This window comes from Pseudomonas sp. lyk4-R2A-10 (assembly GCF_030209075.1).
Classification (GTDB): domain Bacteria; phylum Pseudomonadota; class Gammaproteobacteria; order Pseudomonadales; family Pseudomonadaceae; genus Aquipseudomonas; species Aquipseudomonas glycinae.
Genome location: NZ_JARVSR010000012.1, coordinates 150,479 through 164,729 on the forward strand (window position 1 = coordinate 150,479; position 14,251 = coordinate 164,729).

Sequence of the window (14,251 nt, forward strand, 5' to 3'; positions counted from 1 at the left end):
CGATGTCTGGCAGAATTATACGCACCTCAGCTCCGGTTTCTCTCGCCTCATGTCCGCCATCACCACAGATCTGCCTGCCCTCGCCCAATCCATCAAGGACTGGGGTCGTGAGCTGGGCTTCCAGCAAGTCGGCATCAGCGGTCTGAACCTGGCCGAGCATGAACAGCACCTGCAACGCTGGCTCGAGGCCGGCTATCACGGCGAAATGGATTACATGGGCGCCCACGGCAGCAAACGCTCGCACCCCGAAGAGCTGGTGCCGGGCACCTTGCGCGTGGTGTCCCTGCGCATGGACTACCTGCCGGGCGACACGCAAATGGCGCAATTGCTGACCAAACCGGAAAAGGCCTACATCTCGCGTTATGCCTTGGGCCGCGATTATCACAAGTTGATCCGTAAGCGCGTTCAACAACTGGCGGACAGGATTCAATCTGAGATCGGCCCGTTCGGTTTCCGCGCCTTCGTCGACAGCGCCCCAGTGCTGGAAAAGGCCATCGCCGAACAGGCCGGCCTGGGCTGGATCGGCAAAAACACCCTGGTGCTGAACCGCAAGGCCGGCAGTTACTTCTTTCTCAGCGAACTGTTCGTCGATCTGCCCCTGCCGGTGGATGAACCCCATAGCACCGAACATTGCGGGCGTTGCACCGCGTGCCTCGACATCTGCCCGACCAATGCCTTTGTCGGGCCGTATGTGCTGGACGCGCGACGCTGCATTTCCTACCTGACCATCGAACTGAAGAACGCCATCCCCGAAGACCTGCGACCGCTGATCGGCAACCGGGTGTTCGGCTGCGACGACTGCCAGATCTGCTGCCCATGGAACCGCTTCGCCCGCCCGTCCGGCGAAAGCGATTTCAAGCCACGGCACAACCTGGACAACGCCGAACTGGCCGAACTGTTTTTGTGGGATGAAGACAAATTCCTCAGCAGCACCGAGGGTTCACCATTGCGCCGTGCGGGATACGAACGCTGGCTGCGCAATCTGGCGGTTGGATTGGGTAATGCGCCATCGAGCATTCCAGTGCTGGAAGCGCTCAAGGCCCGGCGCGAATACCCGTCAGAACTGGTGCGTGAACATGTGGAATGGGCGCTGAAACAACACGCCGACCGTCAAGGTGCGTCGTTATAGACGAACTTCGGCATTTCCCAGTGGAAGCGAATCGCCAACAGCCGCAGTAGAAAGCCACCGAACAACGTGATCAGGATCGCCTGTTCGCTCGGCACATTCAGGAACAGACAGAGCATGTAGCACCACGCCGCAGCGAACGAGACGCTGGCGTACAGCTCACGGCGGAAGATCAACGGGATGTCGTTGCAGAAGATGTCGCGCAGAATGCCGCCGAACACACCCGTGATCACGCCGCTGACCGAAGCCACCAACATGCCGTGGCCCATTTCCAGGGCGGTCATGCAGCCGATCAGCGTAAACGCCACCAGACCGACCGCGTCGAGCACCAGAAACAGCGAGCGCAGATGGCGCATCCAGCGAGCCGTGAACACGGTGATCATCGCCGCGACTGTGGTCAGTACCAGGTATTCCGGGTGTTTGACCCAGGTCAGCGGGTAATGCCCGAGCAGCACGTCGCGCACTGAACCACCGCCCAATGCGGTGACGCAGGCGATCAGCACCACGCCGAACCAGTCCATGCCACGGCGGCCCGCAGACAGGGCGCCGGTCATGGCTTCGGCAGTAATGGCGACGAGGTAGAGCATCAGCAACATGGTGGCGATCCTGGCAGGAAGGCGCGCAGTCTACTCACTTCGCCGAGGCACCAAAAGAGGGCGCCCCGGCGAGGGTGCCGATCTCAGAACTTGATGAAATGCTTGCGGTAGTGCTGCAGCTCGGCAATCGACTCGCGGATGTCATCCAGTGCGAGGTGAGTGCTGCCCTTCTTGAAGCTGTCACGCACGTCCGGCGCCCAGCGCGCGGCCAGCTCCTTGAGCGTGGAGACGTCGAGGTTGCGGTAGTGGAAGTAGCTTTCCAGCGCCTTCATGTGGGTATAAAGGAAGCGGCGATCCTGGCAGATGCTGTTGCCACAGATCGGCGACTTGCCCTTCGGCACCCACTGTTCGAGGAAGGCGATGGTTTCGGCTTCAGCCTCGGCCATGCTCACACGGCTTTCACGCACGCGCTGGGTCAGGCCGGAGTTGCCGTGGGTGCGGGTGTTCCACTCGTCCATGCGGGCGAGGACTTCGTCGCTATGGTGGATGGCGATCACCGGGCCTTCGGCCAAAGTGTTCAGGTCACTGTCGGTGACGATGGTGGCCATCTCGATGATGACGTCGTTTTCCGGATCGAGACCGGTCATTTCGAGGTCGATCCAGATCAGATTCTGCGGGTTTTGCATATTTCGGCTCCTGAGCAATGCTGCGCAGTTTAGCCTAGGCAGCCTGCCGGGCGTGCTAAACTCGCGGCCGTTTTACCTAATCGCTGTATTCTTCAGACGGAACACCCATGGCCAAACGCCAACTCAATCGTCGTCAAAACTGGCGCATCGAAAAGATTCAGGGCGAGCGCGCCGCCCGCGCCGCCAAACGCGAGTCCTCGGCCGTCGAGGCCCTCGAAGGCGGCGATCTGGGCCCGGAACAGCACGGTCTGGTGATCGCCCACTTCGGTGTGCAGGTCGAGGTCGAGGCCGTTGACGGCGAACTGGCCGGCCAGGTCTTCCGCTGCCACCTGCGCGCCAACCTGCCAGCGCTGGTGACCGGCGACCAGGTGGTCTGGCGCGCCGGCAACCAGGGCATCGGCGTGATCGTCGCGCAACTGCCGCGCACCACCGAGCTGTGCCGCCCGGACAGCCGTGGCCAGCTCAAACCGGTGGCCGCCAACGTCGACATGATCGTCATCGTCTTCGCCCCGCTGCCCGAGCCCCATGCGAACCTGATCGATCGTTATCTGGTCGCCGCCGAGCACGCCGGCATCCGCCCGTTGCTCCTGCTGAACAAATTCGACCTGATCGACGAACAGAACGCCCCGGCGCTGAATGCCCTGCTGGCGGTCTATCGCACGCTGGGTTATCCGGTACTGGAAGTCTCGGCGCACCACGGCAACGGCATGGAGCAATTGCAGAAGCAGCTCGACGGGCGCATCAGCGTGTTCGTCGGCCAGTCCGGTGTCGGCAAGTCATCCTTGGTCAACAGCCTGCTGCCGGAAGTCGAAACCCGCGTCGGCCCGCTGTCCGAGTTGTCGGGCCAAGGCACGCACACCACAACCACCGCACGCCTGTTCCACTTCCCCGGCGGCGGCGAGCTGATCGACTCCCCGGGCATCCGTGAATTCGGCCTCGGCCACGTCAGCCGCGCCGACGTCGAAGCCGGCTTCATCGAGTTCAACGATCTGCTCGGCACCTGCCGCTTCCGCGACTGCAAGCACGACCGCGAACCGGGATGCGCACTGCTCAAAGCCCTGGAAGACGGCCGCGTGCAGCAGCAGCGAATGAACAGCTACCGCTCGATCATCGCCAGCCTGCCGGAAAACGGTTACTAGGCTTTCAAGTAACCAGACACAAAAAAGCCGACATCGCTGTCGGCTTTTTTGTGGGTCACTGTTTCGGCGCGGGAGCCGGTGCAGCAGGCACCGGGGCTGGCGCCGCGCTGCCTGGCTCGGTCGGTTTCGGCAGCGGGTCGTCGAACAGGTTCAGCCGTTCGCGCAACTCGTGGGCCGGCACTGGCTGCTGATCCGCCGGCAAGGCGTTCGGGTCGACCGGGGTGGCCGGGGCGGCGCCGTTCTGGCCTTGATCCGCCGGTTTCGACGGGTCGGCACCTTGCGCACCTTCGATGGCGGCCTGGGCCTTCTTGGTCAGCACCACGATGTCGATACGGCGGTTGACCGGGTTGAACGGGTTCTCCTTGTCGAACAGCGCCGACGAGGCGTAACCCACCACACGCGCCACTTGCGAGTCCGGGTAACTGCCCGCCACCAGCGCACGCCGGGCGGCGTTGGCGCGGTTGGCCGAAAGCTCCCAGTTGCCGAAATCGCCGTTGCCCACGTAAGGCTTGGCGTCGGTGTGACCGCTGATGCTGATCTTGTTCGGCACCGCCTTGATGGTGTCGGCCATGGCCAGCAGGATGTCTTCGAAGTACGGCTTCAGGCGTGCAGAACCGGAGTCGAACATCGGCCGGTTCTCGGCGTCCATGATCTGGATACGCAAGCCGTTCGGCGTGATTTCGAACAGAATCTGATCCTTGAACTTCTGCAACTGCGGGTTCTCGTCGACCTTGTTCTGCAGTTCTTGCAGCAACAGTTCCAGGCGTTCTTTCTCGACCTGCTCGGCCATGCCTTCAACCTGTTCGGTGTCGACCGTGACCTTGTCCGGCTGCGGCTGCGACTTCACTTCGGGGTTGAGGGTATTTTCCGGCGCCAGGGTCGGCGTACCGCCCAGGTCGATGATGTACGGCGTGCCGCTCTCGGAGAAACCGACCGGGTCCTTGAAGTAACCGGCGATGGCGATCTTCTGTTCCGGGGTCGCGGTGGACAGCAGCCACAACACCAGAAAGAACGCCATCATCGCCGTCGCGAAGTCGGCGAAGGCGATCTTCCACGCCCCGCCGTGATGCCCGCCGGCGATGCGCTTGACGCGCTTGATGATTATCGGCTGGTTATTTTCCATGACTTAACGACCGCGAACGGCTTGTTCCAGCTCGGCAAAGCTTGGACGGTGAGCCGGGTACAGCACCTTGCGACCGAACTCGACAGCCAGCGACGGCGGCATGCCGGAAGCCGAAGCCACCAGAGAGGCCTTGATGGCTTCGTAGACGTTCAGCTCTTCCTTGGCATCGTGCGCCAGGGAGTGCGCCAAAGGACCGAAGAAACCGTACGCCGCGAGAATACCGAAGAAGGTACCCACAAGTGCCGCACCCACGTGCAGGCCGATGGATTTCTGATCGCCTTCACCCAGCGAGGCCATGGTCACCACGATACCGAGTACCGCCGCGACGATACCGAAACCCGGCATGGCGTCGGCAATGCCGTTCACCGCGTGGGACGGATGCTCGAGGTCTTCCTTCAGGCTGTACAGTTCCATGTCGAACAGGCCTTCCAGCTCGTGGGGAGCCATGTTGCCGGAGGACATGATGCGCAGGTAGTCGCAGATGAACGCGGTCATGCGTTCGTCTTTCAGTACCGCCGGGTACTTGGCGAAGATCGGGCTCGCGGCGGCGTCTTCGATGTCGCCTTCGATGGCCATCATGCCTTCACGGCGGCTCTTGTTGAGGATCTCGTAGATCAGGCCAAGCACTTCCAGATAGAACGTGTGGCTGAAACGCGAACTGAACATGCTCAGGGATTTCTTGAGCACGTGCATCGTCATGTAGCCGGGGTTGGCCTGGAGGAAGGCTCCGAGTGCCGCACCGCCGATGATCATCACCTCGAAGGGCTGGATCAGGGCGGCAATCTTGCCGTGGGAGAGCACGTATCCGCCGAGCACGCTCGCGAATACGACGATGATGCCGATAATTTTAGCCATAGGTAGAAAGGTACTTGTTTAAGTCGGGTTCAAGGTCATATTCGGAAGTTAAAAAATCTCTTCTTCTACTTATCGGCAAAACTGCGCCAGACTATAGCCAGTTCAGGCGAAAAGCCAATTTAGCCCATGCCGGGCGCGTCTACAGTCAGTGAAGATCTCGTCCAGACATGGCTAATGAAACGAACGTCCCACACGTAAAGCCGACCACACTCGATGGCTGGGTGAAGCTGCTCGACAGCGTTCGTCTGCCAGTGCCGCAAGACGCCCATGACCGGGTCTGCCGGGCGATTCGCGATGACCGCAGCTCGCTGCGCGACATCGCCGACCTGATGCAGGACAGCCCGGCGCTGGCCCTGAGCATCATCCGCGAAGCCAACCGCCACACCCACGGCAACATGACTGCGCCTGCGGAAAACCTCGAAGTGGCGATCAATCGACTCGGCCTTGCCCGTACCGAAGAACTGCTCGCCCGCCTGCCCGCCGAACCTGCCGCGCAAATCCCCCAGGCCCTGCGCCAGTTGCAGATGATCAGCCAGCACGCCACGCAACAGGCCAACGGTTTTTTCGCCAGTCGCCTGGCGCGACTGTGGCAGGACATTCATTGGGGCAGCCTGTTGTTTCTGTCGCCGCTGTGGCCGTTGGCGCTGACCTTTCCCCAACTGCTTGAAGAGTGGGAAGTGCGGGTTATCCACAAGGGTGAATCGGCGCGAGTCGTGGAAAAGCAGCTGTTCGGCGTGCGCCTGCTGAAGATCGGCGAGGCGCTGGTGCAAGTCTGGCGTCTGCCGGTCTGGGTGCAGCAAGGTTATCGGCTGCTGCTGACCGAACAGCGCGAACTGGTCAAAGTCCTGCGCATTGCCCGCGACGTCGATCATCCGTTGCGCCAGCAGAATCGCCTCGATGACGACCCGACCCTGCGCCGCTGGCTCAACCAGCCGGCCAACACCGTGTTGCTGGCCAACGGACTGGCACTCTCGGCGCAACAGGCCTGGGACAGTCCGCACAGTGAGCGCTGGCAATTCCTGACCAGCCTCTACCTGCAAATCTCGATGGACGAGGTGCAACAACAATTGCACCAACAGGCCGCCGTCAGCGCTCGCCATCATTTCATGCCGGACCTTTGGCACCCGGCGCTTTCGCTGCTGTGGCCGTGGGGTACCCGTCGCCTTCCAGCCGGAATGCTGCCGGCTGCCGCGCCGTCCGCTGAAGACCTGAGCCAGTGGCGCCGGCAATGCGCCGAACTGCTGGCGGTGCCAAGTCGCTTCACCAACGCCATGAGCCTGACCGTCGCCGCCCGCGACGCGCTGGTCGCCAGCGGCATGCGTCGGGTGATGATCCTGATGGCCGACCGCGGCCACGCCAATCTGCGCGTCCATCAAACCTCCGGGTTGCCGAAGGACGCCGCTGCGCTGAATTTCGTCGTCAGCCAGAGTTCGGTGCTGCAACGCTTGCTCGCGCAGCAGGCGCAAGTGCGGATCACCCCGGACAACAACGCCCAGTTTTCCGCCCTGCTGCCGCCCTCGCTGCGCGCCCTTTTCCGTGGTGAACACCTGTTCCTGCGTTCACTGGTGAACAACGGCCGGGTGATCATGATCGTGGTCGCCGACCAGGGTGGCGGTCCGTTCGCCGACATCACCGTCCAAGCCTTCGGCAAAACCGCGCAGTGCATCGAGAAAGCCCTGCACAGTTTTAGCCAGCGCGGCCAATGACAGCTACAATCCCTCCCCTTTGTGCTCTGGAGACCTCACATGTCTGATTTCTCTGGCCTGGCCCTGGTGATCGAGCCGAGCGATCTGCTGCCGCGCCTCGAATCCCGCGATCTGATTCTGGTGGATCTGACCAGTGCCGCCCGCTACACCGAAGGACACATTCCCGGCGCACGTTTTGTCGATCCGAAACGCACCCAGCTGGGTCAGGCGCCGGCTCCGGGGCTGTTGCCGAGCAAGGAAAAAATCGAAGAACTGTTCGGTGAGCTGGGCCATCGCAAAGATTCGGTTTACGTGGTCTATGACGACGAAGGCGGCGGCTGGGCCGGGCGCTTCATCTGGCTGCTCGATGTGATCGGTCACGACAAATATCACTACCTCGACGGCGGTCTGCCGGCGTGGCTGGCGGAGGGTTCACCGATGTCGATCCAGATTCCTCCGGCGGTGGGCGGCCCGGTTGCCCTGACCCTGCACGAGGAACCGACCGCCACCCGCGAATACCTGCAAAGCCGTCTCGGCGCCGCTGACCTGGCGATCTGGGACGCTCGCGGGCCGCTGGAGTATTCCGGTGAGAAGGTCCTGGCGGCCAAGGGCGGGCACATCCCCGGCGCCGTCAATTTCGAATGGACGGCGGGCATGGATCAGGCGCGTCAATTGCGCATCCGTACCGACATGCCGCAGATCCTGGAAAACCTCGGGATCACCAAGGACAAAGAAATCATTACCCACTGCCAGACCCATCACCGGTCCGGTTTCACTTATCTGGTGGCCAAGGCCCTCGGTTATCCGCGGGTCAAGGGCTACGCCGGTTCCTGGGGCGAATGGGGCAACCACCCCGACACCCCCGTCGAGCTTTAAGGATTTTTAAGGACAGTCATGAAAGAGCGTTTGTTTATCATCAGTCAGTACCTGCTGCCCCATCACCTGCTGTCGCGCCTGGCCGGCTGCGTCGCCGAGTGCCGCGTGCGCTGGTTCAAGAATGCCTTCACCACCTGGTTCGCCAAGCGTTATCAAGTGGACATGTCGCAGGCACTGGTTGAAGACGTGACCGCTTACGAGCACTTCAACGCCTTCTTCACCCGCGCCTTGAAAGACGGCGCTCGCCCACTGGATCAGACCCCGGGCGCGATCCTCAGCCCGGCCGACGGTGCGATCAGCCAGCTCGGCCCGATCGAACACGGTCGTATCTTCCAGGCCAAGGGCCACAGCTTCAGCGTGCTGGAACTGCTGGGCGGCGATGCAGCGAATGCGGCACCGTTCATGGGCGGTGAATTCGCGACTGTTTACCTGTCGCCGAAGGACTACCACCGCGTGCACATGCCGCTGGCCGGCACCCTGCGAGAAATGGTCTACATCCCGGGCCGGATCTTCTCGGTCAACCAGACCACCGCAGAAAACGTTCCGGAACTGTTCGCCCGCAACGAGCGTGTAGCGTGCATCTTCGACACCGAGCGCGGGCCAATGGCCGTGGTGCTGGTGGGCGCGATGATCGTGGCCTCGATCGAAACCGTGTGGGCCGGTCTGGTCACGCCACCGAAGCGCGAACTGAAAACCTTCCGTTACGACGAAGCCGCCCGTGCGCCGATTCATCTGGAGAAAGGTGCGGAACTGGGGCGCTTCAAGCTGGGTTCGACCGCGATCGTGCTGTTCGGGCCGGATCAGGTGAAATGGGTTGAAGAATTGAAAGCCGGCTCGCCGGTACAGATGGGTCAGGCCCTGGCACAGTCGAACGCCTGAACCTGTTGATCCGCCCTTTCGCACGTCTGCGAAGGGGCGGACACGACCTGAGTGGCGCCGTTACTCTATCTGCCCACGGAAGCCGATCGGCCCTTCGTTGGCGTAGGTATTGGTGCCGCTGAGGTTTTTCCCTCCGTCACTGGACGTGACGCTCAACGCGATAACATTCTGGTTATCCCGCCCGCCGATCACCCACTTGCCACCTGGGTGCCACGGGGCATCGTTACCACCCCACTGGTTCTCGACGTTGTACTGGTTCTGGCCAGTGCGCTGAGCCTTGAAGCCAATAGGGCCTTCACCGGCGTAGGTCATGGTGCCGGTAAAGGATTTGCCACCGTCGCCGGACTTGATCTCGATCGCGACGACGTTCTGGTTGTCCCGCGCGCCCAGCACCCAGGTTCCACCCGGATGCCAAGGTGCCGAACTACCGCCCCATTGATTTGCCACTGCGTATTTAGACATGAACCTCATCTCCTTGAAGTTTCGGGAGACCTGCCCCGACGTTGACGGCAGGCCGTGCAACCGTGCGTTTCCGATCGCACGTCTGAGAGCCTAGTAGCGCCTGCCGAAATGGCATCAGGCCAGCAGACCAACGGTAAAAAAGCCTGACAATCGCCTGCGAAAAAAACCACAACTGCTAGAGTTTTTGGCATTGCCCTATTCGCCGCCGGAGCTTGCCACGGCATGAGTGAGCCACAATCCCGCCCCCAACTGAGCGCCCCGACGCCCACGCAGTTGCGCCTGTCCTTCTGTGAAGCCACCCCGCGCGACCTCAAGCGCTGGATCGCCGGCCTGCCCAAGGCCAACATCGGCGAAACCGCACGCCTGCTGTATCAAGGCCTCGGCGAACTCAATCAACTGCTGACCCCCAGCGACAACCGCCTGCATCTGCTGGAACTGTTGCGACCCGAGGTTTACTTCGTCTGCCAGCATCTGGAACGGCATTTTCTGCATCAGGCGATCATGCTCGATGAGCGCTCACGCAAGATCAGCAATCTGTGCCAGGCCCTGCAAAGTCAGTTGGCCATCGGTTACAAACACATCATTCTGCGGATCGCGCCCAAGTACTCCCGGGATCGCGCAGCCCTGGTGAGCGAAGCGCTGCAGCGGGCGGCCCACGCGCTGAAAGGGCAACTGGTTCGCGCCACGCAGCTGTACAGCCCGGCGCCGGAACAGCTGTGGTTCGAACTGCATCAATTGTTTCGCTGCGCCTGCGAGCTGCAACTGCAGCATCGCCGGGTACGCGACGATCTTGCCAGCCTGACCGGCGAGTTGAGTGTCGAGCAGACCTACCTCGCCGCCCTGCTGCTGGGCTGCGCCCGTTGCAATCAGTTGCGGCAGAACCAGATCGCGCGCCTGGCCCAAGTAGTGGAACCGTGGAGCGCGTGGCTGAAACTGCATCCCGCCCATCCGGGCGAGGGTTTGTTCGCGGTCTCGGCAGAGATAGACGCCGGCCCGCGCTACCGCTCCCAATTCCGTAGCGAGCAACAGGCCAGTCTGCTCGGTTTCGATCCGCAACCGCTGGTGAACGCCATCGAGGCGCACCTTCAGCATCAGGACACAACGACGCCGCTGCCCGTGCCGGCCGGCCTGACCCTCGACACCCTGCAACACCTGCACGCGACCTGGGGCGAAACCGCCGAGCGCAGCTTTCAGCGCACCGTCGGCCAGGGCAACCTGACCGTGTGCGTCGGCATGAGCGCCCTGCACTTCTACCTCGGCGGCGAACGCACCTTCAGCGAACTGCTCAAGCACCCCGGGGCCCGCGCGGCGAATTTCAGCCGCGCGGTGGTTCAGGGGGAAAAGGACAGCTGGAGCCAGGCGTTCGATGCCGCGCCACAGGGCACGTCCGACGAATTGTTGCCCTACGAAGAAATCCGCTACGAACCGCTGGCCGACGACGAAAGCGGCACCGACAGCCCGCCGCATTATCCGACCTATGCCTTGCCCGTCATCAACCACAGCCCCGGCGGTTACTGCCTGGCCTGGCCAAAAGAAGTACCTGCCGAATTGCAGGCCGGGGAAATGGTCGGGATTCAGGACAGCCTCAATCAGGGCTGGAGCATTGCCGTGGTGCGCTGGATCCGCCAGGTGCGCGGCGCCGGTACGCAAATGGGCATCGAACTGGTGGCGCCCCACGCTCAGCCCTGCGGCTTGCAGCTGGTGCGCACCCGGGATGATCACAGCCATTACCTGCGAGGGTTGTTATTGCCGGAAATCAGTGCGATCGACTTGCCGGCGACGTTACTGGCGCCACGGCTGCCGTTTCAGGAAGGCAATAAAGTGCTGATCAACACCCAGGGTGAAGAACACCGCGCCGGGCTGGATCGGCGGGTGGCGAGCACACACAGTTTCAATCAGTTCGCCTATCGCTCGCTGGAGACCGCCAAAAATGGCGAGAGTGAAGAGGATTTCGACTCGTTGTGGAAATCCCTTTGAGCCAGGACCGCAGCCGAGGGCTGCGATCCTGCGCCGACGTCAGAGCTGTCCGTCGCGATCGCGGAAGCCCAGCAGGTACAGAACGCCATCCAGCCCCAGGGTCGATATTGCCTGCTTCGCCGACTGCTTGACCAGCGGTTTGGCGCGGAACGCCACGCCCAGGCCGGCAATCGCCAGCATCGGCAGGTCATTGGCGCCATCGCCCACGGCGATGGTCTGCTCCAGACGCAAACCTTCTTTTTCGGCCAGCTGTTTCAGCAGATCGGCCTTGCGCTGGGCATCGACGATCGGCTCGATCGCCACGCCGGTGCACTTGCCGTTGACCACTTCCAGTTCGTTGGCAAACACGTAGTCGATGCCGAGCTTGGCCTGCAATTGCTTGGCGAAGTAGGTGAAGCCGCCCGACAGGATCGCAGTCTTGTAACCCAGACGCTTGAGTTCGGCGAACAGGGTTTCGGCACCTTCGGTCAGGCGCAGCGACGCGCCGATCGAATCGAGCACGCTGACATCCAGGCCCTTGAGCAGCGCCAGGCGCTCTTTGAAGCTGGCGCGGAAGTCCAGCTCGCCGGCCATTGCCCGCTCGGTGATTTGCGAAACCTGATCGCCGACGCCGGCGGCTTTGGCCAGTTCGTCGATGACTTCGGCTTCGATCAGGGTCGAGTCCATGTCGAACACCGCCAGACGACGGTTGCGACGGAACAGCGAATCTTCCTGGAAGGCGATGTCGACGTTCAGCTCCTGAGCCACGCTGAGGAACTCGGCGCGCAGGGCCTGTGGATCGGCGGCTTCGCCACGCACGGAGAACTCGATGCAACCCTTGCCCTTGTCAGCCGGGGTGTCCAGCGGCATGCGACCCGACAGACGGTCGATATGGTCGATGTTCAGGCCGTATTTGGCGGTGATCGAACTCACGGCCTGCAACTGGCCGGCGGTGACCTTGCGGGTCAGCAGGGTAACGATGTGGTGTTTCTTGCCCTGATTGCCCACCCATTGCTGGTAATCCTCTTCGGACACCGGGGTGAAGCGCACCTGCTGGTCGAGCTCATAGCCCTTGAACAGGATGTCCTTGAGCACCGACTTGCCTTGCTCGGAGTCGGGAATTTCCACGAGGATGCCGAACGACAGCATGTCGTGGATCACCGCCTGACCGATGTCGAGGATATTCACACCACCCTGGGCCAGTACACCGGTAATGGCCGCCGTCAGACCAGGACGGTCGACTCCCGTGATGTTAATCAGGACGATTTCGCGCAACGCGCACCCCCGCAACTGGAAAAAAACCGCATTCTACCCACTTTCAGTGACCATCGGGCACCGCCAGCGCTTTGCCGGTCTAGGGCCTGTCGCTATACTGCGCGTCAACTTCACGGACAAAAGAGCCGAGCTCAGTGAACCGGCCCACGCCAGTTAAAACCGATAACTTCTTTCTGCTGATCTTCCGTGCACTGCGCCACCGCCGTGTACCGATTGCATTGCGCATTGCCAGCCATAACGTGATCCTGGTCGCTCTGGCCCTGGTGATCTATGCCTGCGTGATGGGCCTGCAGTTCAAGCAGGCCATGCACGAGCAGGCCGATGCGCTGGGCGAAAGCCTGACCACGCAGACCGCCACCTCCGCCACCGAGCTGCTGGTGTCCAACGACATCCTCAGCCTCAACGTGCTGCTCAACAACCTGACCAAGAACAAGCTGGTGGCCCACGCCGCCATCTACAGCGTGGACAACCGCATCCTGGCCGAGTCCGGTCAGCGGCCCAAGCACGGCCTGCTCGGCGAAGCCGAGGGCATGTACGAGAGCAAGATCACCTTCCAGGACGTGACCGCCGGGCAACTGCGCATCAGCCTGGACATGGATCAGTTCCAGCAGCCGATGACCATCAGCCTGCAAAGCATGGGCATTCTGAGTGCGATCCTGCTGGCGCTGTCCCTGGCCCTGAGCCTGCGTCTGGGCCGACACATCTCCACGCCGCTGCTGCAATTGCGTGTATGGCTGCGCCGGATCGACGAATACACGCCGGGGATCGAGCGTCAGGACGAGATCGGCGATCTTGCCCGCCAGTTGCACGCCAACTATGCCCCGGAGCCGGCTGAACCGGAGCCCGAGCCGGAACCCGAGTTCGAGGACGACGACATCGAGCCGGAATTCGAAGTGCGCAACCTGCGTGATCCGAGCTTCGACGAGAGCCGCCCGATGGCTGCGCAGAAGCCTGCGCCACGCCATGTGGTCAGCACCGTTGAAGACGACGATGACGAAGACCCGTTCGCCGACCTGCGTGACGAGTCGCTGAGCGAAGCTGCACAACCGGCGGTGCGCCGACCGACCCCAAGCGTGCCGCAACACACGGCGGTGCTGGCGGTACAACTGGGCTCGCAGGAGCAACTGCGCCGTTTGCCGCGTGCACGCCTGGAAGAGTTGCAGGATCGCTATCGCGATTGCCTGGACCAGGCTGCCTCGTTGTATCAGGGCGAAATCGAAACCCTGAACGACGGCAGCACGCTGATGCTGTTCCATACCGAAGACAGCGGCGACGATTACCTGACCAATGCCATCTGCTGCGGCGAGCTGCTGCGGGCGCTGGGCCACCAGTTGCAGATCGAAGTCGCCGACAGCGGCATCACCCTGCAATTGCAGCTGGGACTGACCCTTGGTGACGAACTGTTCGGTCTGAGCCAGATCGACTTGTTGCTGACCGATTCCGCCCAGGACGCCCTGGCCCTGTCGCAACACAGCCGCAACCTGCTGCTGGTGGAGCGCAAGATCGGTGACGACGCGCTGATCCGCCAACGTGCACGGATCCGGCCGATTGCCAGCCCTGAGGGGGCTTGCTGCGTGGAGCGGTTGATGGAGCCTTATCCGTCGATGCTTGAGCGGCAACTGGCGCGGATGCATGAGCGTCGGGCCTGAGGCC

Annotated in this window: 13 protein-coding genes; 7 read left to right on the forward strand and 6 right to left on the reverse strand. The window is 62.3% G+C overall.

Going from position 1 to position 14,251, the window contains the following annotated elements:
* Positions 1-49 precede the first annotated feature (49 nt).
* The gene (queG, locus tag QRN46_RS21650) at positions 50-1,129 is read left to right on the forward strand and encodes a tRNA epoxyqueuosine(34) reductase QueG (protein WP_011332178.1); all 1,080 of its coding nucleotides are present in this window, start codon (positions 50-52) and stop codon (positions 1,127-1,129) included.
* Here the strand turns inward: queG and QRN46_RS21655 are convergent.
* Together QRN46_RS21655 and orn are read right to left on the reverse strand one after the other, a co-directional pair.
* Positions 1,111-1,722 (reverse strand): trimeric intracellular cation channel family protein, encoded by a 612-nt coding sequence (locus tag QRN46_RS21655; protein ID WP_096819823.1) that lies wholly within the window; start codon positions 1,720-1,722, stop codon positions 1,111-1,113. The two genes, queG and QRN46_RS21655, sit on opposite strands and share 19 nt — an antisense overlap.
* Positions 1,723-1,805: 83 nt before the next feature.
* A complete protein-coding gene (orn, locus tag QRN46_RS21660) occupies positions 1,806-2,348 on the reverse strand; it encodes an oligoribonuclease (protein ID WP_011332176.1) in 543 nt (180 codons plus the stop codon).
* Between the two features lie 107 nt (positions 2,349-2,455).
* Between orn and rsgA the strand changes: the two genes are divergently transcribed.
* Positions 2,456-3,487 carry a small ribosomal subunit biogenesis GTPase RsgA gene (gene rsgA / locus QRN46_RS21665; RefSeq protein ID WP_007950741.1) on the forward strand — a complete coding sequence of 344 codons (1,032 nt, stop codon included), beginning with the start codon at positions 2,456-2,458 and terminating at the stop codon, positions 3,485-3,487.
* Between the two features lie 55 nt (positions 3,488-3,542).
* On the opposite strand, the gene motB is transcribed toward rsgA, so the two are convergent.
* Positions 3,543-4,610, reverse strand: coding sequence for a flagellar motor protein MotB (gene motB / locus QRN46_RS21670; RefSeq protein WP_011332175.1), 1,068 nt, complete (start codon positions 4,608-4,610; stop codon positions 3,543-3,545).
* Positions 4,611-4,613: 3 nt separating this feature from the next.
* Positions 4,614-5,465, reverse strand: a complete 852-nt coding sequence (motA, locus tag QRN46_RS21675; RefSeq protein ID WP_007952169.1) for a flagellar motor stator protein MotA — start codon at positions 5,463-5,465, stop codon at positions 4,614-4,616.
* A gap of 167 nt (positions 5,466-5,632) precedes the next feature.
* Between motA and QRN46_RS21680 the strand changes: the two genes are divergently transcribed.
* Genes QRN46_RS21680 through asd form a run of 3 tightly spaced genes read left to right on the forward strand, consistent with a single transcriptional unit; the run spans position 5,633 to position 8,905 of the window.
* Positions 5,633-7,171, forward strand: a complete 1,539-nt coding sequence (locus QRN46_RS21680) for an HDOD domain-containing protein (RefSeq protein WP_201817206.1) — start codon at positions 5,633-5,635, stop codon at positions 7,169-7,171.
* 39 nt (positions 7,172-7,210) lie between these two features.
* Entirely contained in the window at positions 7,211-8,026 is an 816-nt protein-coding gene (locus QRN46_RS21685) for a rhodanese-like domain-containing protein (protein ID WP_201817204.1), read from the forward strand.
* A gap of 18 nt (positions 8,027-8,044) precedes the next feature.
* Entirely contained in the window at positions 8,045-8,905 is an 861-nt protein-coding gene (gene asd / locus QRN46_RS21690; RefSeq protein WP_064379081.1) for an archaetidylserine decarboxylase, read from the forward strand.
* 60 nt (positions 8,906-8,965) lie between these two features.
* Here the strand turns inward: asd and QRN46_RS21695 are convergent, their stop codons facing one another.
* A complete protein-coding gene (locus QRN46_RS21695; RefSeq protein ID WP_011332171.1) occupies positions 8,966-9,367 on the reverse strand; it encodes a lectin OAA family protein in 402 nt (133 codons plus the stop codon).
* 222 nt (positions 9,368-9,589) lie between these two features.
* On the opposite strand from QRN46_RS21695, the gene QRN46_RS21700 reads away from it, so the two are divergent.
* The gene (locus QRN46_RS21700; protein ID WP_011332170.1) at positions 9,590-11,344 is read left to right on the forward strand and encodes a cyclic-di-GMP receptor FimW-related protein; all 1,755 of its coding nucleotides are present in this window, start codon (positions 9,590-9,592) and stop codon (positions 11,342-11,344) included.
* Positions 11,345-11,383: 39 nt separating this feature from the next.
* On the opposite strand, the gene serB is transcribed toward QRN46_RS21700, so the two are convergent.
* A complete protein-coding gene (gene serB / locus QRN46_RS21705; RefSeq protein WP_285357134.1) occupies positions 11,384-12,598 on the reverse strand; it encodes a phosphoserine phosphatase SerB in 1,215 nt (404 codons plus the stop codon).
* A gap of 134 nt (positions 12,599-12,732) precedes the next feature.
* Here serB and QRN46_RS21710 point away from each other — a divergent pair, with 134 nt between their 5' ends.
* Positions 12,733-14,247 (forward strand): AhpA/YtjB family protein, encoded by a 1,515-nt coding sequence (locus QRN46_RS21710; protein ID WP_011332168.1) that lies wholly within the window; start codon positions 12,733-12,735, stop codon positions 14,245-14,247.
* Positions 14,248-14,251 lie beyond the last annotated feature (4 nt).